Origin of the sequence: Shinella pollutisoli (assembly GCF_024609765.1) — a bacterium.
GTDB classification, from domain to species: Bacteria; Pseudomonadota; Alphaproteobacteria; order Rhizobiales; family Rhizobiaceae; genus Shinella; species Shinella pollutisoli.
This window is the reverse complement of sequence record NZ_JANFDG010000050.1, coordinates 1-21121: the sequence shown is the minus strand read 5'-3', so window position 1 is coordinate 21121 and position 21121 is coordinate 1. Positions and strand designations below refer to the sequence as shown.

Annotated in this window: 18 protein-coding genes, 1 tRNA gene and 3 pseudogenes; 8 read left to right on the top strand and 14 right to left on the bottom strand. The window is 69.3% G+C overall.

Going from position 1 to position 21121, the window contains the following annotated elements; translation table 11 throughout:
* The 6 genes and pseudogenes from NNZ72_RS24805 to NNZ72_RS24780 form a co-directional block, all read right to left on the bottom strand.
* On the bottom strand, nt 1-204 hold a 204-nt coding region (locus tag NNZ72_RS24805), incomplete at its 3' end, for a hypothetical protein (protein WP_257318357.1).
* A 483-nt stretch (nt 205-687) separates the two neighbouring features.
* Nucleotides 688-1164, bottom strand: a complete 477-nt coding sequence (locus NNZ72_RS24800; protein WP_257318359.1) for a gluconokinase — start codon at nt 1162-1164, stop codon at nt 688-690.
* A gap of 22 nt (nt 1165-1186) precedes the next feature.
* Nucleotides 1187-1942, bottom strand: a complete 756-nt coding sequence (locus NNZ72_RS24795; RefSeq protein WP_257318356.1) for an SDR family oxidoreductase — start codon at nt 1940-1942, stop codon at nt 1187-1189.
* Nucleotides 1943-1951: 9 nt separating this feature from the next.
* Nucleotides 1952-2632: pseudogene (locus NNZ72_RS24790) on the bottom strand (zinc-binding dehydrogenase); the annotation flags it as partial.
* Nucleotides 2620-3201, bottom strand: a pseudogene (locus tag NNZ72_RS24785) (ABC transporter substrate-binding protein); the annotation flags it as partial. The pseudogenes NNZ72_RS24785 and NNZ72_RS24790, both read right to left, overlap by 13 nt.
* 246 nt (nt 3202-3447) lie before the next feature.
* Nucleotides 3448-3522: transfer RNA gene (locus tag NNZ72_RS24780), tRNA-Gln, on the bottom strand.
* Between the two features lie 167 nt (nt 3523-3689).
* Here NNZ72_RS24780 and NNZ72_RS24775 point away from each other — a divergent pair.
* Nucleotides 3690-3986 (top strand): cupin domain-containing protein, encoded by a 297-nt coding sequence (locus NNZ72_RS24775; RefSeq protein WP_257318355.1) that lies wholly within the window; start codon nt 3690-3692, stop codon nt 3984-3986.
* A gap of 6 nt (nt 3987-3992) precedes the next feature.
* Complete coding sequence (locus NNZ72_RS24770; RefSeq protein ID WP_257318354.1) at nt 3993-4910, top strand: MBL fold metallo-hydrolase; 918 nt, start codon at nt 3993-3995, stop codon at nt 4908-4910.
* Between the two features lie 4 nt (nt 4911-4914).
* Here NNZ72_RS24770 and NNZ72_RS24765 read toward each other — a convergent pair whose 3' ends face one another.
* The gene (locus tag NNZ72_RS24765) at nt 4915-5820 is read right to left on the bottom strand and encodes a DUF1499 domain-containing protein (protein ID WP_257318358.1); all 906 of its coding nucleotides are present in this window, start codon (nt 5818-5820) and stop codon (nt 4915-4917) included.
* 209 nt (nt 5821-6029) lie between these two features.
* Here NNZ72_RS24765 and NNZ72_RS24760 point away from each other — a divergent pair, with 209 nt between their 5' ends.
* Both NNZ72_RS24760 and NNZ72_RS24755 read left to right on the top strand, forming a co-directional pair.
* Nucleotides 6030-6422, top strand: a complete 393-nt coding sequence (locus NNZ72_RS24760) for a hypothetical protein (protein ID WP_257318353.1) — start codon at nt 6030-6032, stop codon at nt 6420-6422.
* Nucleotides 6423-6457: 35 nt separating this feature from the next.
* A complete protein-coding gene (locus NNZ72_RS24755; RefSeq protein WP_371747818.1) occupies nt 6458-6766 on the top strand; it encodes a hypothetical protein in 309 nt (102 codons plus the stop codon).
* 16 nt (nt 6767-6782) lie between these two features.
* Here the strand turns inward: NNZ72_RS24755 and ppdK are convergent, their stop codons facing one another.
* The 5 genes from ppdK to NNZ72_RS24730 all read right to left on the bottom strand — a co-directional run bounded on the left by ppdK (nt 6783) and on the right by NNZ72_RS24730 (nt 14893).
* On the bottom strand, nt 6783-9452 hold the full coding sequence (gene ppdK, locus NNZ72_RS24750; protein WP_257318351.1) for a pyruvate, phosphate dikinase: 2670 nt from the start codon (nt 9450-9452) through the stop codon (nt 6783-6785).
* A 129-nt stretch (nt 9453-9581) separates the two neighbouring features.
* Nucleotides 9582-9728 carry a hypothetical protein gene (locus NNZ72_RS24745; protein ID WP_257318350.1) on the bottom strand — a complete coding sequence of 49 codons (147 nt, stop codon included), beginning with the start codon at nt 9726-9728 and terminating at the stop codon, nt 9582-9584.
* Nucleotides 9729-9830: 102 nt separating this feature from the next.
* Nucleotides 9831-13292, bottom strand: coding sequence for a chromosome segregation SMC family protein (locus NNZ72_RS24740; protein ID WP_257318349.1), 3462 nt, complete (start codon nt 13290-13292; stop codon nt 9831-9833).
* A 216-nt stretch (nt 13293-13508) separates the two neighbouring features.
* Complete coding sequence (locus NNZ72_RS24735; protein ID WP_257318348.1) at nt 13509-14261, bottom strand: DsbA family protein; 753 nt, start codon at nt 14259-14261, stop codon at nt 13509-13511.
* Between the two features lie 125 nt (nt 14262-14386).
* Nucleotides 14387-14893: a DUF721 domain-containing protein gene (locus NNZ72_RS24730; RefSeq protein ID WP_257318347.1), complete on the bottom strand. Its 507-nt coding sequence runs from the start codon at nt 14891-14893 to the stop codon at nt 14387-14389.
* 93 nt (nt 14894-14986) lie between these two features.
* Between NNZ72_RS24730 and mutY the strand changes: the two genes are divergently transcribed.
* Entirely contained in the window at nt 14987-16057 is a 1071-nt protein-coding gene (gene mutY, locus NNZ72_RS24725; protein ID WP_257318346.1) for an A/G-specific adenine glycosylase, read from the top strand.
* A complete protein-coding gene (locus NNZ72_RS24720) occupies nt 16054-16671 on the top strand; it encodes an HAD family hydrolase (protein ID WP_257318345.1) in 618 nt (205 codons plus the stop codon). Before mutY ends, NNZ72_RS24720 begins: the two co-directional genes overlap by 4 nt.
* 464 nt (nt 16672-17135) lie before the next feature.
* Here the strand turns inward: NNZ72_RS24720 and NNZ72_RS24715 are convergent, their stop codons facing one another.
* Nucleotides 17136-18266 (bottom strand): site-specific DNA-methyltransferase, encoded by a 1131-nt coding sequence (locus NNZ72_RS24715; protein WP_257318344.1) that lies wholly within the window; start codon nt 18264-18266, stop codon nt 17136-17138.
* 152 nt (nt 18267-18418) lie between these two features.
* On the opposite strand from NNZ72_RS24715, the gene NNZ72_RS24710 reads away from it, so the two are divergent.
* A complete protein-coding gene (locus tag NNZ72_RS24710; RefSeq protein ID WP_257318342.1) occupies nt 18419-20083 on the top strand; it encodes a vWA domain-containing protein in 1665 nt (554 codons plus the stop codon).
* A gap of 28 nt (nt 20084-20111) precedes the next feature.
* Here the strand turns inward: NNZ72_RS24710 and NNZ72_RS25570 are convergent.
* Nucleotides 20112-20262 (bottom strand): annotated as a pseudogene (locus NNZ72_RS25570) (bifunctional diaminohydroxyphosphoribosylaminopyrimidine deaminase/5-amino-6-(5-phosphoribosylamino)uracil reductase RibD); the annotation flags it as partial.
* 105 nt (nt 20263-20367) lie between these two features.
* Between NNZ72_RS25570 and NNZ72_RS24705 the strand changes: the two are divergent.
* Nucleotides 20368-21057, top strand: coding sequence for an HAD family hydrolase (locus NNZ72_RS24705; RefSeq protein ID WP_257318340.1), 690 nt, complete (start codon nt 20368-20370; stop codon nt 21055-21057).
* The last annotated feature ends 64 nt before the right edge of the window (nt 21058-21121 follow it).

The window sequence follows — 21121 nt, the reverse complement described above, 5'->3', positions numbered from 1 at the left end:
AACCACCACAATGACAAGAGGCCGGAACATCGTAACCGATGTTCCGGCCTTCCAATGTATAAGCCCCGCAATGAAAGCCGCTCTCTCAAGCCCGAACGGACGGGCCTTCTCCGCCGCCAGCCGGGCAACGGCGAGCAGATGCTCCTTCAACGTCTGCCAGTCGGATTTATCCCGGTCACGCCCGGAATGTGCGTAGAAATCCATGCACTCCCCCCATGCCAGCAGAATGCATGACGCGGATCAGGCGGGCAATGCGTCGGGAGGGTGCATCCCAGCGCGTCATTCGACGCTCAGCGACGATATGAAAGTCTTCGCTGCACCACACTGCGTGACGTATGCGAGGCGACCGCAGGGCTGCCGGTGGCGCGGAATCGGAGTTCACCAAGTTGGACGTGCTCGGCCGTGAGAAAGCCGGTCTGCTTCCTGCGGGGCGGGATGCGGCTCTCGATCAGGCGGTCCAGCCGGGCACTATAGATCCGGCTCATTTCGCTTTCGACGAAGATCTCGACGATCCGAATGGCCGGAATGAGGGCGCGTTGCTTTCATTCGCAACGCGAACGATGAAGGCCGACAGGAAACGGTATGCGGAATTATTTCCGCGTCGGCATGAAAAACCGGCAGGTACTGAATCCCGGTCTGATGCCACGGGGAGTTGGAAGATTGACAGGGACCGAACCGGCGATCCTGCTACCGCGCGCCGAGCAATATGCCGATCCGGTCGACGACCGCCTCCACTGGTGCATCGATGTCGACGGTCATTGCGTTTTCGTCTGCTGCGGGGGGTTCGAGTGCGTCGAACTGGCTGTCGATGAGGCTTGGCGGCATGAAGTGGCCGGCGCGGGCGGCCATGCGGGCGGCGATCAGGTCCCTCGTGCCGGACAGGTGCACGAAGACCACCGGCGCGCCGGCCGTTTTGCGGATGTGGTCGCGGTAGCGGCGCTTGAGGGCCGAGCAGCCGAGGATGAGGATGCCGTGCGGCTTTGCGAGCCTTTCGCCGACGAGGGTGAGCCAGGGCCGGCGGTCGTCGTCGCTCAGCGGCTCGCCCCGGCGCATCTTTTCGATGTTTGCCGGCGGATGCAGGTCGTCGCCGTCGAGATAGGCGGCGCCGAGGCGGGCGGCGAGTGCCGCGCCGACGGCCGACTTGCCGCAGCCGGCGACGCCCATCAGCACGATGCGCGTGCCCGCCTCAGAGCGAGGCCGTGATGCCGCCGTCGACATAGAGCACGTGTCCGTTCACGAAGGAGGAGGCGTCGGAGGCGAGGAAGATGCAGGCGCCGACGAGCTCCTCCACCCTGCCCCAGCGGCCGGCCGGCGTGCGCTTCTCGAGCCAGGCCGAGAAGGCCGGATCGGCGACCAGCGCGGCGTTCAGCGGCGTGTCGAAATAGCCGGGCGCGATCGCGTTGCACTGCAGGCCGTATCCGGCCCAGTCGGTCGCCATGCCCTTGGTGAGGTTGCCGACCGCCCCCTTGGTCGCGGTATAGGGGGCGATGCCGGGGCGGGCGAGCGCGGTCTGCACGCTGGCGATGTTGATGATCTTGCCGGCCCCGCGCGCGATCATGTGGCGGGCGACCGCCTGGCCGACGTTGAAGACCGTGGAGATATTGGTCTTCAGCAGGCGCTCGAAGGCATCGGCGGGGAAATCCTCCAGCGGCGTGCGGTGCTGCATGCCGGCATTGTTGACGAGGATGTCGATGGCGCCGACCTCCGCCTCGAATGTATCGACCGCCTCGCGCACCGCCGCGTGGTCGGTGGCGTCGAAGGCGAGCGTGCGGCGGGCACCGAGGCTTTCCGCCGCCGCCGCGAGCCTGGCCTCGTCGCGGCCGTTGAGCACGACCTCCGCGCCGGCGCCGGCAAGGCCCCTCGCCAGCGCGAGGCCGATGCCCTGCGAGGAACCGGTGACGAGGGCACGCCTGCCCGTCAGGTCGAACAATTGCGGACTCATGTCCTCTCCTTAACCGAACGCGATCTGCGTCTTCATCGACTGGCCCTTGTCGGAGGCGATCCCGAAGGCCTCGATCGCCTGCGACAGCGGCAGGGTATGGGTGATCAGCGGCTTGACGTCGATGAGGCCGCCCTGCATCAGCCTCACCGCCACGGCGAATTCCTCATGGAAGCGGAAGGAGCCGCGCAGGTCCAGCTCCTTCGCCGTGATCGCCATCATCGGCAGGCTCATCTCGCCGCCGAGGCCGAGCTGGACGACGACCCCGCGCGGGGCGAGCGCCTGGATGCCCGCGACCAGCGCCGGCTGCGCGCCCGAGCACTCGTAGAGGACGTCGAAGTAGCCCTTGTTCGCACTGAAGCCGGCAAGCCCGTCGCGGTCCTCGGACAGGTCGATCGTGCGGTCCGCGCCGACCGCGCGGGCGAAGCCGAGCGCGCGCGCGGACAGGTCGGCGGCGACGATCTCGGCGGCACCCGCCCGCCGCGCGGCGAGGATCGACAGCGTTCCGATCGGCCCGCAGCCGGTGACGAGCACGCGCTTGCCGAGCATCTCGCCGGCCCGGCGCGTGGCATGCAGCGTCACCGACAGCGGCTCGGCCATCGCCGCCTCCCCGGCCGAAAGCCCGTCCGCCTTCACGCACTGGCCAGACTTTGCCACCAGCCGCTCGCGGAAGGCGCTCTGATGGCTGAACGGCCGTAGTCGCTGTCGACGGACAGCACGGCGAACTTGGTGAGGCCGCGCTCCTCGGCGGCGTATTTCGCCACGACATAGGCGCGGTTCTCGTCGGTCGGATAGTTGCGGTAGGTCCACTTGAAGCCGCCGACGCCGGCGCCGTAGGTGATCTTCGGGTTCGAGGAGGCGGCGTTCAGGAGCAGCACGCCGGCATCTTCCGCGACCGGCTGCATGGCGAGCGTCACGGAGCTGGAGACGTCGCCGATGACGAAATCCACCTCGTCCTGGTCGATCAGCCGGCGGGTCGCCGAGACGCCCTCGACGGGCGTGCCCTGGCTGTCGGCATTGTAGAGCTCGATCTTGTGGCCGTTGACGCCGCCGGCGTCGTTGATCTCCTTCACGGCCAGCTTCGCGCCGTGCATCGAGAAGGCGCCGTAGCGCGCGTTCGGGCCGCTCATCGGCGCGACGATGCCGAGCTTGATCGGCGCCTCGTCGGCCTTCGCCACCATGGAAAAGCCGGGGGCCGTAACGACGATGGCAAGGGCTGTGGCGGAAAGGCAAAGCGTCCTGCGGGTAAGCGTCTGTGTCATGTTCCCACTCCTGGTTCGGATATCGTCGTCCGGTCCATACCGCACGATCAAAGGCCGTTGTCCCGGCTCTTTTTGGTCGGCTGATCGCCAACTCCGGTCAGAGTAGGGTCATGCATGGGGACTTGGCCAACACAACTCCATTCTGCCGCCATAGCGTTTCGCGATGGCAAAAACCGATAGTCCGAACGCCACCGATCGTCATGCAATCCAGGCAAAACCGCTGTTCCGGCTTGAAAAAGGGGGAGCTGGCTGGGGCGCCTGGATTCGAACCAGGGAATGGCGGTACCAAAAACCGCTGCCTTACCGCTTGGCTACGCCCCACCGCGGAAGCGGGCCGCCGTTTCGGCCCGGGCGGGAGCCTGATAGCAAAGCGGGGCGCTTCGGACAACGGATAACTTGCACGCCGGGCGATTTCCCTCGGCGGCAAAATGCTCTAGGTTCCCGCCGATCGACAGCCCGGCCATCCGGCCGCCGCAGGGAGCCCCGCCATGACCCAGTTCCGCGCCCGCCCGCCGGCGGTTCCGACCGTGCTCATCGACGACGCCGTCGTGCGCGTCACGCGCTGGGACTTCGAGCCGGGCGCCGACACGGGTCATCACGTGCACGGGCTCGGCTACGTGGTCGTGCCGATGACGGATTGCGACTTCCTGATCGAGGAGGAGGGCGGCGAGCGGCGCGTGCACACCAAGGCCGGCGCCGTCTACCGCCGCGAGGCGGGCGTCGCCCACAACGTCGTCAACGGCGGCGACAGGCCGATGAGCTTCATCGAGGTCGAGTACAAGTAGAGCCGCATGAGCGACGAGACCCCACGCTTCGACCTCGACTTCCGCCCGGCCCACGGCGAGGCGGTGTCCGTGGCGCCCGGCGTCGAGCGGATCACGGTCAACAATCCCGGGCCCTTCACCTTCCACGGCACCAACAGCTACATCGTCGGCCATCGCTCCGTCGCCGTGATCGATCCCGGGCCGGAGGACGAGGCGCATTTCCACGCGCTGATGCGCGCCCTGAAGGGGCGCGAGGTGACGCATATCGCCGTCAGCCACACGCATCGCGACCACTCGCCGCTCGCCCGGCGGCTCAAGGCGGAGACCGGGGCGCTGATCGTCGCCGAGGGGCCGCACCGCGCCGCAAGGCCGCTGCATGCCGGCGAGACCAATCCCTTCGCCGAAAGCTCCGACACCGATTTCTCGCCCGACGTCGCGCTTTCCCACGGCGAGCGCATCAAGGGCGACGGCTGGGCGCTGACGGCGCTGCTGACGCCCGGGCACACGGCCAACCATGCCGCCTTCGCGCTCGACGGGCCGGAGGGCATCCTTTTCTCGGCCGACCACGTCATGGCCTGGGCGACGACGATCGTCGCGCCGCCGGACGGGGCGATGGCCGACTACATGGCCTCGCTCGACATGCTGCTCGCCCGCGACGACCGGCTCTACCTTCCCGGCCATGGCGGGCCGGTGGCGGAGCCGGCCTCGTTCCTGCGCGGCCTGCGCACCCACCGGCGCATGCGCGAGCGGGCGGTGCGCGAGCGCATCCGCGCCGGCGACCGGCGGATCGCCGACATGGTGCAGGCGATCTACCGCGACACGGACCCGCGCCTGCACGGCGCGGCGGCGCTGTCGGTGCTGGCGCATCTGGAGGACCTCGTCGCGCGCGGCGAGGTGGCGACGGAGGGCGTGCCCCTTCTCAAGGGCCTCTATTTCCCGGCATGACGCGTCAGTCGCCGGCGATGCCCAGAAGCTCGGCGTCGAGCGCCTTCAGGTAGCCCTCGACCATGCCGTCGCCGATGCCGAGGTCGTGCGGGCCGTAGCGCGAGGCGGCGCGCATGTCGACCAGCGTCGTCTCCGCCTCCTCGCGCAGCCTTATGACGACGTCGAAGCGGAAACCGAAGACCGGCGAGCGCCATTCGCCCTGCAGCAGCACGTCGTCCGGCCCGCCGATGCGCGGCTCGCCGGGAACGTCCAGCGGGCGCGCCTCGGGGATCGGCACGGCGGCGAGCGGGTCGGCCGCCGTCCCCTGCCCGCCGGGCGCCACCGTCAGGTCCTCGAGATCGGCCAGGATGTTGTCGAGGCCGGCCTCGCCGACGATGCGGATGCCGTAGGCCTCCGCCACCTTGCGCGCGCCCTGGTGGACGCGGTCGAGCGCGCCGTCGTAGCGCCGCCCGGTGAGGCCGGGATAGGCGGCGAGCTGTGCTGCGCGGTCGCCGGGCGTAATCGTGCCGAGGCGGGGCAGCCAGTCCTGGTCGGCCGCAGGCTCGGCGAGCCAGGGCGGCGGCGCGGCGGTGTCGGTCGTCACGTCGTAGATCGCCGGGCGATGGAAATAGGCATAGGCCGCAAGCCCCGCCACACCGAGCGGAAGGGCCGAGAGCAGGAGGGCCGTGAACGCCGCCTTGCCGCCGCGCGCACCCACCTGCCAGAGCCGCGCAAGGCCGATCGCCGCCAGCAGCACGGCGAACAGCGCAAGGCAGGCGGAGAAACCGGCGAGCACCAGGAAATGCGGCGTCGTCAGCGGCCCGTAGCGATGCGACAGCACGACGGCGACGAAGAGCAGGCACGCGAGCAGCGCCACGCGGCGCGACCAGTGCGCCGCATGCGAAAAGGGCCGTTCGTACCGGATCGTGATCGCCATCGCCTCGCACCGTCCTTTGCAGCCTCCTCCCTAGCGCAGGACGCGGGGTTTTTCCATCCGGCGCTTTCGTTCCGTCAAGACGGCCGGGCGGGAACCCGCCCTGCCCTCCATGCGTTTCCGTTCACCCGCGCATCATGCCGCGCCGCAAAAATGCCACGCTCCTTAACAAATCTTCATGGGACGGGGGCTGAAAGGAGAGAAAGATGTTGCAGACACCGTCAGCCGCCGATTCGCGTGCCGCGCCTGGACGCACCGTCACCGCCGAGGAGCCGGCCCTTCCGCTCGATCTTCTGGAGCTCGAACTGTCGCTCGACGGCCTCGTCACGGACGAGGCCGGGTTCGCCGACGCACTGAGGGCGGCGGCAGACGGGATCGGCGGCGAGTTCCTGTTCGACCTGCCCGCCTCCGGACTTTCCGAGGATTGCCGGCGCATCGCCGCGCTGCGCCTGCCGGAGGGGCAGGCGGACGGCCGGCGCGTCGTCTTCGCGCTGCTCGAGGCCGACGGCGCCTCGGTGCGGGTGGAGCGTCCGGACGAGGACACCGAGGGGCTGAGACGCTTCGCCGAGGCTTTCATCGACGTGCTCGAACGCATGTGAGCCCTTGCCGCGCGTCGCCGGCGGGCCTATCTCGAATGCGTTGTCCACTTCGGAGCAAGCCTGCCATGACGATCCCGAGGCTCGCCGCGCTCGCGGCCACCATCCTCCTTCTCGCCGGCTGCCAGACGGCCGCGGAGCGCCGCGCGATCGACGAGAACAAGTGCCTCGACTACGGCTTCCGCCGCGGCACCGACGCCTTTGCCACCTGCCTGCAGCGCATCGATCTCGACCGCAGGGCCGACCTGCGCAGCATACGCTACAACACCGCTCTGGCGCTCGGCGACTACGGACCGCCGGTCCGGCACTATCACCACTACCACGACCGGCGGAGCAAGAAGCGCTGAAGCGCTCTGGCTCTTCTCAGCCCTTGCGGCCGTCGAACGCCGCCTGCGCGGCCGCGAGCCTTGCGATCGGCACGCGGAAGGGCGAGCAGGAGACGTAGTCGAGACCCGCCTCCTCGCAGAAGCGGATCGAGGCCGGGTCGCCGCCGTGCTCGCCGCAAATGCCGAGCTTGAGGTCCTTTCGCGTCCGGCGCCCGCGCTCGGCGGCGATGCGGATCAGTTCCCCCACCCCGTCGAAATCCAGCTGCACGAACGGGTCCTGCTCGACGATGCCCTTCTGGATATAGGTCGAGAGGAAAGCGGAGGCGTCGTCGCGCGAGATGCCGAAGGTCGTCTGCGTGAGGTCGTTGGTGCCGAAGGAGAAGAACTCCGCCGATTCGGCGATGACGTGAGCGCGTAGCGCCGCGCGCGGCAGCTCGATCATCGTGCCGACGAGATAGTCGATCGGAACGCCCGTCTCGGCGATCACCGCCTTCGCCACCGCGTCGATGCGGCCCTTGACGTAGTCGAGCTCCGCCTTGAGGCCGACGAGCGGCACCATGATCTCCGGCACGACCGCCGCCCCCGTCTTCCGCGCGGCCTCCGCGGCGGCCTCGAAGATGGCGCGCGCCTGCATCTCGGCGATCTCCGGATAGGAGATCGCCAGCCGGCAGCCGCGATGGCCGAGCATCGGGTTGAACTCGTGCAGCGCGTCGACGCGGTGGCGCAGCGCCTGCTCCTCGATCGAGAGCGCGGCGGCGACCTCGGCGATCTCCGCGTCGGTCTTCGGCAGGAACTCGTGCAGCGGCGGGTCGAGCAGGCGGATCGTCACCGGCAGGCCGTGCATGATCTCGAACAGCTCGAAGAAGTCCGAGCGCTGCATGGGCAGGAGCTTCGACAGCGCCGCGCGCCGCCCGGCCTCGTCGCCGGCAATGATCATCTCGCGCATCACGTTGATGCGGCTGCCCTCGAAGAACATGTGCTCGGTGCGGCAAAGCCCGATGCCCTCCGCGCCGAAGGAGCGGGCGGCGCGCGCGTCGGCCGGCGTCTCGGCATTGGTGCGCACCTTCATGCGCCGCGTGCGGTCGGCCCATTCCATGATGCGGCCGAAATCGCCCGACAGTTCCGGCTGGAGCATCGGGATCTCGCCCTTCAGCACCTGGCCGGAGGAGCCGTCGATGGTGATGACGTCGCCCTTCGTCAGCGTCGCCCCCTGGGCGATCAGCAGCTCGTTGCGGAGATCGACGCGCAAGGTGCCGGCGCCGGAGACGCAGGGCGTGCCCATGCCGCGGGCGACGACGGCCGCATGGCTGGTCATGCCGCCGCGCGTCGTCAGGATGCCTTCGGCGGCGTGCATGCCATGGATGTCCTCCGGGCTCGTCTCGACGCGCACGAGGATGACCTTGCGGCCCTCCTCCTCGGCGCGCACGGCCTCTTCAGAGGTGAAGACGATCTCGCCCGTCGCCGCCCCCGGCGAGGCGGGCAGGCCGGAGCCGATCACCTCGCGCCTCGCCCGCGGGTCGATGGTCGGGTGCAGGAGCTGGTCGAGCGAGGCGGGATCGATGCGCGAGACGGCCTCGCCCTCGCTGATCAGCCCCTCGCCCGCCATGTCGACGGCGATCTTCAGCGCGGCCCTGGCCGTGCGCTTGCCGGAGCGGGTCTGCAGCATCCACAGCTTGCCGCGCTCGATGGTGAACTCGAGGTCCTGCATGTCGCGGTAGTGGCGTTCCAGCCGCTCGCAGATGCCGCGGAACTCGGCGAAGGCCTCGGGCATCAGCTTCTCCAGCGACGGCCGGTCGGAGCCCGAGGCGATGCGCGCCTCCTCGGTGATGTTCTGCGGCGTGCGGATGCCGGCGACCACGTCCTCCCCTTGCGCGTTGACGAGGAACTCGCCGTAGAGCTTGTTCTCGCCGGTCGACGGGTTGCGGGTGAAGGCGACGCCGGTCGCAGACGCATTGCCGAGATTGCCGAAGACCATCGCCTGGACGTTGACGGCCGTACCCCAGACGGCCGGGATGTTGTGCAGCATGCGGTAGGTGACGGCGCGCGCGTTCATCCAGCTCGCGAAGACGGCGCCGATCGCCCCCCAGAGCTGGACCTCCGGGTCCTGCGGGAAGGGCTCGCCGAGATCCTCCTCGATCACCTGCTTGTAGCGGGCGACCACCTGCTGCCATTCGACGGCGGAAAGCTCGGTGTCCTGCTCGTGGCCGAGCCGCGCCTTCTCGTCCTCCAGGATCTCCTCGAAGACCTCGTGGTCGAGGCCCATGACGACGTCGCCGTACATCTGGATGAAGCGGCGGTAGCTGTCCCAGGCGAAGCGCGCGTCGCCGGCATCGTGGCCGAGCGCCTCGACCGTGCGGTCGTTGAGGCCGAGGTTGAGGACGGTGTCCATCATGCCCGGCATGGAGGCGCGCGCGCCGGAACGCACGGAGAGCAGCAGCGGCTTCCTGGTATCGCCGAAGAGGCGGCCGGTGATCGCCTCCATGTGGCGGATGCCGTCGCGCACCTGGCTGCGCAGCCCCTCGGGCAGCGTGCGGCCGTTCTCGTAATAATGGTTGCAAGCGGCGGTCACGATCGTCAGTCCGGGCGGCACCGGCAGGCCGAGATTGCACATCTCGGCGAGGTTCGCCCCCTTGCCGCCGAGCAGGTCGCGATCGCCCGCCCCGCCCTCGGCCCTTCCGGCGCCGAAGGTATAGACCCACTTCTCCATAACCGCCTCCCAGATGCAGTCGGAAGAGCCTACATGAAGTGCATGCCGTTGAAAATGCGGTGCGAAAGGTTTCTTATTGCAGCGCATCAAAATTTGCGACGCAATGCAACATCGGCGCGAAAGGCCGGCTCAGTTTCCTTCGATGGAAAGCCCCTGGTCGTCCAGCCGGATCTCGACCCCGTCCGGCTTCTTCTCCTCCTGCCAGGCATACCAGGAAAAGCCGGCCACCACGACGAGAAGGGCGCCGATGATCATGTAGAGTGCGTTTCTGCTCACGAAAATCCCCATTTGCGTTGATCGCCTGCCTTGCTCGGGCAGGCCCTCGGAAATGCATGGGGACGGCTTATGTTCCGCGTGCCTGCCTCGCCGGCGCGACAGCTACACCGCCTCGCGCAGCTGCTCGGCCGTCTGCAGGTCGACGGAGACCAGTTGCGAGACGCCCTGCTCGGCCATGGTGACGCCGAAGAGGCGGTTCATGCGGGCCATGGTGATGGGGTTGTGGGTGATGATGACGAAGCGGGTCTCGGTGGAGGCCGCCATCTCGTCCATCAGATTGCAGTAGCGCTCGACATTGTGGTCGTCGAGCGGCGCGTCCACCTCGTCGAGCACGCAGATCGGCGCCGGGTTGGTGAGGAACACCGCGAAGATCAGGGCCATCGCCGTCAGCGCCTGCTCGCCGCCGGAGAGCAGCGTCATCGTCTGCGGCTTCTTGCCCGGCGGGCGGGCGAGGATTTCGAGGCCCGCCTCCAGCGGGTCGTCGCTCTCGATCAGCTGCAGCTCCGCCGTGCCGCCGCCGAAGAGATGGGTGAAGAGGCGCTGGAACTGGACGTTGACGACGTCGAAGGCGGCGAGCAGCCGCTCGCGGCCCTCGCGGTTGAGGCTCTGGATCGCCGAGCGCAGCTTGCGCACCGCCTCGATGATGTCCTCGCGCTCGGCGACGAGGGCGTCGAGCTTCTCCGTCAGCTCCTTCTGCTCCTCCTCGGCGCGCAGGTTGACGGCGCCGAGCCGCTCGCGCTCGATCCTCAGCCTGTCGAGCTCGCGTTCGCGCTCGCGCGGGTCCGGCAGCGGCGCCTCGGCGGGATGGCCGGTGAGCCGGAAGGCCTCGTGCGGGGCGCAGGACAAGGCCTCGCGGATGCGCGCCTCGCCCTCGACGCGCCGCTCGCGGGCGGAGACCAGCCGCTCCTCGGCCCGGCCGCGCGCCTCGCGCGATTCGGCAAGCTGCGAGAGCGCGGTCGTGGCGACGCGGTCGGCCTCGCGCTGGCGGTTCTCGGCCTCCTGCAGGGCGTCGGCCGCCTCGCGGCGGGCGGCCTCGGCGTGGGAAAGGCCGGTCATCAACTCGCGGCGCTTCTCCTCGATCTCGTCGGGAGCCTCGGCCAGCCGCTCCATCTCCTCGGCCGCCTCCGCCTCGCGCTCGCGCAGCGTGGCGATGTGGCTCTCGGCATTGGCGGCGCGGGTCCTCCAGGTCTCGCGCTCGGCGGCGATCGCCATCAGCCGGCGGCGGCGGTCGGCCATCTCGCGGGCGAGCCCGTCATGGGCGGCGCGGGCCTCGGCGAGCGTCGCCCGGTCGGTCGCGACCTCCATGGCGAGCGTCCTCAGCCGCAATTCGAGATCGCCGAGGTCGGGGGCGTCCTCCAGCGCGGCGCGGGCCTCCTCCAAGGCATCGGCCGCCTCCTCCGCCTGTGCGGCGACCTGGGCGCGGGTCTCCGACAGCACGGCGCGGCGGCGGATGAGCTCGCCGCTCGCCCGCTCGGCCGCCTCCAGCCCCTCGCGCGCCTCGGCAAGGGCGCGGGCGGCGGCGCGCTGTCCCTCGCGGGCGGCGAGCTGGCGCTGCGTCTCGGCGCGGATCGCCTCGCCGGCGCGAGCGAGCAGGTCCTCCGCCTCGGCAAGCGCGGCCTCGGCCTCCTCGCGTTCTGTGTCGAGCTCGGAAAGGCGGTTCTTCTGCTCCAGGCGAAGGGCGGCCGCGCTCGGCGCGTCGGCGCCGGTGACATGCCCGTCCCAGCGCACCACCGCGCCCTCGCGCGTCACCAGCCGCTGGCCGGGGCGAAGTTTTTGCAAGAGCGCCAGCGCCTCGTCCATGCTCGCGGCGACGCCGATCTGGGCGAGACGGCGATGCAGCACGTCCGGCGCGCGGACATGGCCGGCAAGGGACGCCACGCCCTCGGGAAGGGCCGGATCGCCGGCCGTCGCGGCGAGGCGCCAATGCACGGGGGCGGCGGGATCGTCGGGCGAATCGAGATCATCGCCGAGTGCGGCGCCGAGCGCCGTCTCGTAGCCGCGGTCGACGCGCACCGCCTCCACCACCGGCGCGAAGGAGCCGCCGACGGCACCCGCCTCCAGCATGCGGCGGATGGTGCGGGCCTCGGTCTCGATGCCGGCAAGTTTTCCACGGGCGGCATCGACCGGGCCACGCGCGGCGCTCTCCTCGAAGCGGGCCGCCTCCAGCGCCTCCTCGACGGTGACGAGCATCTCGCCCGCCGCCTCGAGCGCTGCCTCCGCCTCGTCCACGGCGGCGCGGCGCTCGGCCGGGTCGGGCAGCGCGGCGATGCGGGCGTCCATGTCTGAAAGCTCCTGCGCCTGCGCCTCCAGTTGCCGGTCGAGCCGCATGCGGCGCTCGGAGAGGTCGCGGATCGCCTTTTCCAGCTGGTTGCGGCCGGCCTGCGCCTCGGCGCGCTCGGCGGTGACGGCGGCAAGGGCGGCCTCGCTTCCGGCGAGTTTTGCGGCGGCCTCCTCCATCGTCTCGCGGGCGCTTCCTGCGCGGTCGTCGGCCTCGGCGAGGATTTCGCCGATCTCCGCCTCCTCCGCGTCGAGGCGCTCCAGCACGGCGGCATTGTCGGCCACCATGCGTTCCTCGCGAACAATGTCCTCGGCGAGCTGGGCGAGACGGCGGGCGAGCTCGTCGCGGCGGCGCAGGAGGCGTGCGGAATCCTCCTCCAGCTGCGCGCGGGCGATCTGCAGGCGCTGCAACGCGGCGGCGAGCTTCGCCTCGTTCTCGCGCAGCTCGGGCAGCTTCAGGCTGGCGACGGCCTGGTCCTTGGCGGCCTGCATCTGCGCGTTCGCCCGTTCGGCGACGAGCGAGGTCGCCTGGTTGAGCTGGCTCTCGGCGTCGGCCTCCGCCTCCTTGGCGTGCACCCAGCGGATGTGGAGCAGCATCGCCTCGTGGCGGCGGATGTCGGCCGACAGCATCTTGAAGCGGTTCGCCTGGCGCGACTGGCGCTTCAGGCTCTCGATCTGGCTTTCGAGCTGCGAGGTGACGTCGTCGAGCCGTTCGAGGTTGCTTTCGGCGGCGCGCAGCCTCAGCTCCGCCTCGTGGCGGCGCGAATGCAGGCCGGAGATGCCGGCGGCCTCTTCGAGGAGCTGGCGGCGCGCCTGGGGCTTGGCCTGGATCAGCTCGCCGATGCGGCCCTGGCCGACCATCGAGGGCGAGCGGGCGCCGGTGGAGGCGTCGGCGAAGAGGAGCTGCACGTCCTTGGCGCGCGCCTCCTTGCCGTTGATGCGGTAGACCGAGCCGTTCTCGCGCTCGATGCGGCGCGTCACCTGGATCTCGTCGGCATCGTTGAAGGCGGCGGGCGCGGTGCGGTCGGAATTGTCGAGATAGAGGCCGACCTCGGCGGTGTTCCTCGCCGGGCGGTTGGCGGAGCCGGAGAAGATGACGTCGTCCATGCCGGACGCGCGCATGTTCTTGTAGGAGTTCTCCCCCATCACCCAGCGCAGCGCCTCGACGAGGTTCGACTTGCCGCAGCCGTTCGGCCCGACGACGCCGGTCAGGCCGCGCTCGATGACGAATTCGGTGGGCTCGACGAAGGACTTGAAGCCGAGGAGGCGGAGCTTGGTGAACTTCATCCGCGACCCCTCTCCCCCCTTGCGGGGGAGATGTCGGCAGAGCCGACAGAGGGGGGGCGTGCGGAAGATGCCCCCGTCGGATCGAAACGCACGCGCTCGCAGAGCCACCCCCCTCTGTCACCTCCGGTGACATCTCCCCCGCAAGGGGGGAGAAGGGCGTATGCCGCAAGGGCGCGCATCACGACTCCCTCCCCCGCCGCAAATACGGCCGGGCGGTCAGAGAAGGCTGTCGATGAGGGCCGACATGGTGTCAACCGACATGTCTCCCGAATAGCGCTTGCCGTTGATCAGGAAGGTCGGCGTCGCCGCGATGCCGAATTCCTTGGCACCCCGTTCGCGTACCGCGTTCACATCATCCAGAAGTTTCTGGTTCGTCAAGCAGGCTTTGAAACTATCCTCGGTGAATCCCGCGAGTTTCGACATCTGCAGGAGCGCCTCGCGGCCGTCCTCGGCCGCCGCCCAGGTTTCCTGCTGCTTCATCAGCATGGAGACCATCGGGAAATACTGGCCCTCCGGCGCGCAGCGCGCCAGCATGAAGGCGGCCGCCGCGCGCGGGTCGAACGGGAACTCGCGGATGACGAAGCGGACCTTGCCGCTGTCGACGTATTTCGCCTTGATCGCGTCGAAGGTGTTGTTGTGGAAGGCCGCGCAGTGCGGGCAGGTCATCGACATGTACTCGACGATGGTGACGGGCGCGCTTTCCTCGCCGAGCGCCATTTCCGGCAGCGCCCCGGGCTTCATCACCTCGGCCATGTCCACGCTGCCCTCGGCGTCCGGTACCTTGGCGGTGGAGGCGGTCGTGTCGGCCGAAGGCGTCTCGCTCGCCGCCCCGCTCGCCGTCTGGGTCGTCTCGGGCGCGGCGGCGGTCTCCGTCTTCTCGTCGGAGCAGGCCACGAGCGTCACGGCAAGGGCTGCGACGGCGACGCCGGAGAAGAGGCGCTTCATCAGGCTCATTTCGGAAAGGGACATGGTCTCTCCTGTCGGAAGGATGCGGAAATGCTTTGCGATCACCCGTTATACCCGCTTTCGGGCGCAAACAAGCGCGTGGCGGGACAGTAGCTTCAAAGAATTGTGACCGTTCGATGGTCGGCGGCCTATCGCCGCGGGCGACCGAGCACGGCGGTGCCGAGCCGGCGCAGCGCCGCCTTCAGCGCGTCGTCCTCGATGCCGGAAACGAGGTCGTCGAGATGGCGGGCGGCCTCGCCCTTCAGCGGCCGGGGCGGCCCGCGGCGAGCCGGCTGTGCGGAGACCGGCTTCTGCACGATGCGCACTTGGCCGATCGCCGGGAAGCCGAAGAAGCCGTTGACGCGGCTCACGATCTCGCCCTGCTGGTGGCTGAGGAAGAGAGCGCGCGCGCCCTCGCAGGCGATGACGAGCACGCCCGGCTGGTGGCCGCCGCCCTCGCCCGCCATTTCCGAGGCGCGGCGCGGCCAGGCGATGCGCTCGGGCCGCGTGCAGTCGGCGAACTCGCTGCCTGCGATCTCCTCCCAGGAGCCGAGCAGCATGGTGCTGATGCCGGCGCGTTTCGCCAGCACCGGATCGATGAGGTCGTTCGCCACTTCGCTGATCTGGACGATGCCGCGCCGGGCTGTCCGTGCCATTCCACTTTCTCCACGACGGATTTGCCCGGCAGGCCTTGAACGGGGCCGGCCGGTCGGCCAGTTATAGGCCCTGCGAGACCCATCAGGCAAATCATGATCGCCGACCGCCTTCTGCAATGGTACGACCGCCACCACCGCGACCTGCCCTGGCGCGTGAGCCCGCCCATGGCCGCGCGCGGCGAAAGACCCGATCCCTACCGGGTCTGGCTCTCCGAGGTGATGCTGCAGCAGACGACCGTGCAGGCTGTGAAGGCCTATTTCGCGCTCTTCACCGAGCGCTGGCCGACGGTCGTCGACCTCGCCCGCGCCGGGACCGAGGACGTGATGAAGGCCTGGGCCGGGCTCGGCTACTATGCCCGCGCCCGCAACCTCAAGAAATGCGCCGAGGCCGTCGCCTTCGAACACGGCGGCGTCTTCCCGGACAGCGAGGAAGGGCTGAAGGCGCTGCCCGGCATCGGCGACTACACGGCCGCCGCCATCGCGGCGATCGCCTTCGACCGGCCAAGCGCCGTGCTCGACGGCAATGTCGAGCGCGTGATCTCCCGCCTCCACGCGGTCGAGGCGCCGCTTCCGGCGGCGAAGCCTCAGATGCGCGCGCTCGTGGCGGCGCTGACGCCCGCCGGGCGGCCCGGCGACTTCGCGCAGGCGATGATGGACCTCGGAGCGACGATCTGCACGCCGCGCCGGCCGGCCTGCGCGCTCTGTCCGCTCAGGGACGACTGCCGCGTGCTCGGGCGCGATGACCCGGAGCTCTATCCGCGCAAGGCGGCGAAGAAGGAGAAGCCGGTGCGCCGGGGTGCTGCCTTCGTCGCCGAGGACGAGACCGGGGCGATCTATCTCCGCAAGCGCGGGGAAAGCGGCCTTCTCGGCGGCATGACGGAGGTGCCGGGCACCGGCTGGACGGCGCGCATGGACGGCGAGACCGATCCCGTCGCCGCCCCCTTTCCTGCCGACTGGGCGGCCTGCGGCACCGTCACCCATGTCTTCACCCATTTCGAGCTCCGGCTTTCCGTCTACCGCGCGGCGGTGCCCCGGGCGGCGGCGAACGGCGACGGCTGGTGGCAGGCGCGCGGCACGCTCGACGGCGAGGCCTTGCCCACCGTCATGAAGAAGGCGATAAGGCAGGCCTTGCCGGACGTGTTCCAGAAGGGGAAGTTCTCATGAGCGGCGCCGAGATCCGCCACATCGTCTTCGACATCGGCAAGGTGCTCATCCACTACGATCCGCACATCCCCTATCGCCGGCTGATCCCCGACGATACGGAGCGCGACTGGTTCTTCGCCAATGTCTGCACGCACGACTGGAACCTGGAGCAGGACCGCGGCCGCGGCTGGGAAGAGGCCGAGGCGCTGCTGGTCGAAAAATTCCCCGAGCGCGAGGCGCATATCCGCGCCTTCCGCCGGTACTGGCACGAGATGGTCCCGCACGCCTACGCGGACAGCGTCGCCGTCCTGGAGGCGCTGGTAGACCGGGGCCACGACGTCACCATGCTCACCAATTTCGCCCCGGACACGTTCCGCAAGGCGCGGGAGCTCTATCCGTTCCTCGACATCTCGCGCGGCGTCACGGTGTCCGGCGAGGTGGGGCTGATCAAGCCGGACGTCGCGATCTACGAGCGGCACGCCCGCGACTTCGGCCTCGAGCCCGCCCGCACGCTCTTCATCGACGACACGGTCGTGAACGTGGAGGGCGCGCGCGAGGCCGGCTGGAACGCCGTGCGCTTCACCGATGCCGCAACGCTTCGCCGCGATCTCGCCGCCCACGGGATAGAGGCCTGAAACCGAAACGCCCGGGGTCTTGCGACCCCGGGCGTTTTCGCGTTTCCGGGACTGAAGGTACAAAAACCGGAAAGGCGATATCCGGCCTGCCCGGCCGGTTGATCGGCCCTGGCTTTCCACAGCGATTTCCGCTGCTTGGCCCGACGTGTTTACAGGATCGAGACTAGACGAGGATGGTTAACGCGGATTGAACGCGGAAGCCCGGAAACGGGAATTATCGAGATCGCAAGCGCCCCTCATCCGGCCTGCCGGCCACCTTCTCCCCGCAAGCGGGGAGAAGGAAACGAGTGGCGAGGGTTTCCCCGAAGGAAAGGGAAAACGGTGCGCCATCCCCTTCTCTCCGCTTGCGGGGAGAAGGTCCCGGCAGGGGGATGAGGGGCACCACAACACCCTTCCAAACGAGCCACAGCCCCCGGCGCAGGAAGCGCCGGAAGCCGCGGCTGGAGAAAGGATGCGGGGACGGCCTATTCGAGGCCGGCCATGTCGCGGCGGATGACGGCGCGCAGGGCGTCGATCGGCTTCAGCTCGGCGCCGTCGGCATAGTGCCAGAAGGTCCAGCCGTTGCAGGCGTCGAGGCCCTGCACCTTCGCGCCGAGGCGGTGGATGGAGCCGGCGTCGGCGCCCGAGGCGAGCGTGCCGTCGGCGCGCACCACGGCCGAGTGGCGGCGGCGGGCGTCCGTCAGCACGGTGCCGGGGGCGATCAGGCCGCTCTCGATCAGCGTGTTGAAGGCGACGCGCGGCTCGGCCTTCTTGCCGCTCATCACCGTCAGCGTGCCGCTGCCGAGCGGCTCGACCGCCTCGATGCGGGCGCGGGCGGCGTCGATATAGTCCTGCTCGCGCTCGATGCCGACGAAATGGCGGCCGAGGCGTTTCGCCACCGCCCCCGTCGTGCCGGAGCCGAAGAACGGGTCGAGCACGACGTCGCCGGGCCTGGTCGAGGCCATGAGGACGCGGGCGAGCAGCGCCTCCGGCTTCTGCGTCGGATGGGCCTTGCGGCCGTCGGCGTCCTTCAGCCGCTCGCCGCCCGAGCAGATCGGGAACAGCCAGTCGGAGCGCATCTGCACGTCGTCGTTCGCCGCCTTCATCGCGTCGTAGTTGAAGGTGTAGCCCTTGGCCTTGGCGTCGCGGCTCGCCCAGATCAGCGTCTCGTGCGCGTTCTGGAAGCGGCGGCCCTTGAAGTTCGGCATCGGGTTGGTCTTGCGCCAGACGATGTCGTTGAGGATCCAGAAGCTGAGGTCCTGCAGCGCCGCGCCGACGCGGAAGATGTTGTGATAGGAGCCGATCACCCAGATCGTGCCGGACGGCTTCAGCACGCGGCGGCAGGCGAGCAGCCAGGCGCGGGTGAAGGCGTCGTAGGCCTCGAAGGAGGCGAACTGGTCCCATTCGTCGTCGACCGCGTCGACCAGCGACTGGTCCGGCCGGGTGAGCGCGCCGCCGAGCTGGAGGTTGTAGGGCGGGTCGGCGAAGATGACGTCGACGGACTTGTCGGGAAGCGCCTCGAGGGCCGCGACGCAGTCGCCCCGGATGATGGTGTCGAGCCAGCCGGACTGGCGCGGCGCGCGGGAAACGTCTGCAAGCGAAAGGACAGATGGCATGGGGTACTCGCTGATACGCTTACTCGGAAACAGGATGCGCTCATGGTTACCGAAGATGGTTACCAAAGGCTGAAGGGGGCGCGAGAAAACGCCGGCGAATATCCGGTGCCGCCCGCACGTCAGCATCAGGACACATCCCGAGGAGGCTCCCCTTGCGATTTCCCGCCATCGCCCTCGTCGCGGCCGCGCTCCTTGCCGCCGCCCCTGCCGCCGCCGCCGACCGGACCATGATCGTGCTCGACGCCTCGGGCTCGATGTGGGGCCGGATCGACGGGCGCGCCAAGATCGAGATCGCCCGCGAGACGCTTCACGGCGTGCTGCGATCCGTGCCGGCCGGAAACGAGCTCGGCCTGATGGTCTACGGCCACCGCGAGAAGGGCTCCTGCGGCGACATCGAGCTCGCCGTGCCGCCGGGCGCCGGCACCGGGAACGCCATCGACGCCTTCGTCGCCGGCATCAGCCCCAAGGGCAAGACGCCGCTTTCCGCCGCCGTCGGGGAAGCAGCCGACATCCTCAGATATACCGAGGACAAGGCGACGGTGGTGCTGGTGACCGACGGGCTTGAGACCTGCGAGGCGGACCCCTGCGCGCTCGCATCGGCGCTGGAGAGCAAGGGCGTTGACTTCACCACCCATGTCGTCGGCTTCGGCCTCACCGAGGAGGAGGGCCGGCAGGTCGCGTGCCTCGCCGAAAACACCGGCGGCAGGTATTTCCAGGCCGCCGACGCCGGCGCGCTGGTGGCGGCGCTGACGGAGACGGTGGCGGAGGCGCCGCGCGCCGAGCCGGAAGACGAGGTGGCGGCGGCAGAGCCGGAGCCCGCGGCCGCCTTCAACACCGAGGCCGACAGCGTGCTTTCCGAGGGCGGCCCGTCGCTCGGCGACGACGACAACGTGCACTGGCTGGTCTACCGGGCGGACGCGAACGGCGAGCCGGCCGGCGACTACATCGACAACCAGTACAGGGGCGCCTATTCCGCCAGCTACCCGCCGGGCAATTACGTCGCCGTCGTCAAGCTGCAGAGCGCGGTCGAGCGCCGCGTGCCCTTCGAGGTGAAGGACGGCGCGGTGGCGAAACCCTTCGTCGATTTCGACGCGGGCCGGGTGACGATCACGGCCAAGCGCACGCCGCAGGATACGCAGGCCGACGAAAGTGCTGCGATCGAGGTCGCCTTCGGCGACTATTCGACCACCTATTACGGCACGGCAAAGCTCTACGTCGCCGCCGGCGAGGTCAGGCTGAGGGGCAAGATCGGCCCGGCGACGGCGGAAGAGACGATTTCCGTGAAGGCCGGCGAGACGATCGAGCGCGACCTCGTCATCGGCTCCGGCGTCGTCCTCAACAAGGCGGTCTATGCCGAGGGCGGGCCGGAGGTCGATTCCGGCAACGTGTTCTTCGAGGTGGTGGCGGCGACGAAGGCGATCGACGGCAGCCGCAAGAGCCTCACCTATACCTACGGCACCGGCACGAAGCTCGACGTGCCGCCCGGCGACCACGTGCTGACGGCGAAGCTCGGCTCGGCGACGGGCGAGATCCCCTTCACCGTCGCGGCCGGCGAGTCGAAGGAGATCACCGTCAACCTCAACGCCGGCGTGCTGGCGGTCACCGCGCCCGGCGCGAGCTTCATCGAGATCGTCACGGCAAGCAAGGACATCCAGGGCAACCGCAAGTCCATGTCCTATGCCTACGAGACGGAATGGCAGGACACGCTGCCGCCCGGCGACTATGCCGTGCTCGTCAGGTACGAGGGCGACCGCGCGCCGAAGGAGGGGCAGGCGACGGTGAAGGCGGGCGAGCGCACGGAGATCACGGTGGAATAGGTGGGGACGATATATCGCGGCACGATACCCCCTCTGCCCTGCCGGGCATCTCCCCCTCAAGGGGAGAGATTGGATGGGGCGCCGTCTCGTCCGCTACTAACGGTGCAATTTGAGTTAGGTTTTCGCCTCTTGCCGATCTCCCCCCTTGAGGGGGAGATGCCCGGCAGGGCAGAGGGGGGTGTCATTCGCTCCACCAATCCGCAATTGTCCCCAGCCTGCCTTTCGTGTAGGGAACCGGCATCCTGCGACGGCGTCGCGCTCCTTCCCTCGAAAGACGGCATGCCATGGACGGTTTCGATCTCATCATCTTCGACTGCGACGGTGTCCTGGTCGATTCCGAAATCATCGCGGCGGAGGTGGAATCGCGGCTGCTGACCGAGGCGGGCTACCCGATCGGCGTCGAGGAGATGGGCGAGCGCTTCTCCGGCATGACCTGGCACAACATCCTGCTGGCGATCGAGCGCGAGGCGGCGATCCCGCTCTCGGCCTCGCTGATCGACCAGTCGGAGAAGCTGCTCGACGCGCGGCTCGCCGCCGACGTGCAGGTGATCGAGGGCGTCAAGGCGATGCTGTCGCGCATCCGCAAGCCCTATTGCATCTGTTCCAATTCCGCCACGCACCGGCTCGACATGATGCTGGCCAAGGTCGGCCTGCGCGAGGTCTTCGCGCCGCACATCTTCTCGGCCAAGGATCTCGGCCCCGACCGCGTCAAGCCGAAGCCGGACATCTTCCTGCACGGCGCGCAGCAGTTCGGCGCCAATCCGGCCCGCACGCTGGTGATCGAGGATTCGGTGCACGGGATCGCCGGCGCGCGCGCCGCCGGCATGCGCGTCGTCGGCTTCACCGGCGCCTCGCACACCTATCCCTCCCACGCCGACCGCCTGACGGAAGCCGGCGCCGAGACGGTGATCGCCCGCATGAGCGAGCTTCCGGGCGTGATCGCCGCGCTGGCGGAGTGGCAGGGGGTGGTTTGAGGCGAATAGCGAATAGCGAATAGCGAATAGCGAATAGCGAATAGCGAATAGCGAATAGCGAATA

Excerpts from the sequence above, each read along its gene's own strand:
- NNZ72_RS24800 (WP_257318359.1), bottom strand. The coding sequence starts at position 1,164 with ATGGGCGTCGCCGGCTGCGGCAAGTCGGCCGTCGGCGCGGCACTCGCC.
- NNZ72_RS24795 (WP_257318356.1), bottom strand. The coding sequence starts at position 1,942 with ATGAGTCCGCAATTGTTCGACCTGACGGGCAGGCGTGCCCTCGTCACC.
- NNZ72_RS24775 (WP_257318355.1), top strand. The coding sequence starts at position 3,690 with ATGACCCAGTTCCGCGCCCGCCCGCCGGCGGTTCCGACCGTGCTCATC.
- NNZ72_RS24770 (WP_257318354.1), top strand. The coding sequence starts at position 3,993 with ATGAGCGACGAGACCCCACGCTTCGACCTCGACTTCCGCCCGGCCCAC.
- NNZ72_RS24760 (WP_257318353.1), top strand. The coding sequence starts at position 6,030 with ATGTTGCAGACACCGTCAGCCGCCGATTCGCGTGCCGCGCCTGGACGC.
- NNZ72_RS24755 (WP_371747818.1), top strand. The coding sequence starts at position 6,458 with ATGCGTTGTCCACTTCGGAGCAAGCCTGCCATGACGATCCCGAGGCTC.
- ppdK (WP_257318351.1), bottom strand. The coding sequence starts at position 9,452 with ATGGAGAAGTGGGTCTATACCTTCGGCGCCGGAAGGGCCGAGGGCGGG.
- NNZ72_RS24740 (WP_257318349.1), bottom strand. The coding sequence starts at position 13,292 with ATGAAGTTCACCAAGCTCCGCCTCCTCGGCTTCAAGTCCTTCGTCGAG.
- NNZ72_RS24735 (WP_257318348.1), bottom strand. The coding sequence starts at position 14,261 with ATGTCCCTTTCCGAAATGAGCCTGATGAAGCGCCTCTTCTCCGGCGTC.
- NNZ72_RS24730 (WP_257318347.1), bottom strand. The coding sequence starts at position 14,893 with ATGGCACGGACAGCCCGGCGCGGCATCGTCCAGATCAGCGAAGTGGCG.
- mutY (WP_257318346.1), top strand. The coding sequence starts at position 14,987 with ATGATCGCCGACCGCCTTCTGCAATGGTACGACCGCCACCACCGCGAC.
- NNZ72_RS24720 (WP_257318345.1), top strand. The coding sequence starts at position 16,054 with ATGAGCGGCGCCGAGATCCGCCACATCGTCTTCGACATCGGCAAGGTG.
- NNZ72_RS24715 (WP_257318344.1), bottom strand. The coding sequence starts at position 18,266 with ATGCCATCTGTCCTTTCGCTTGCAGACGTTTCCCGCGCGCCGCGCCAG.
- NNZ72_RS24705 (WP_257318340.1), top strand. The coding sequence starts at position 20,368 with ATGGACGGTTTCGATCTCATCATCTTCGACTGCGACGGTGTCCTGGTC.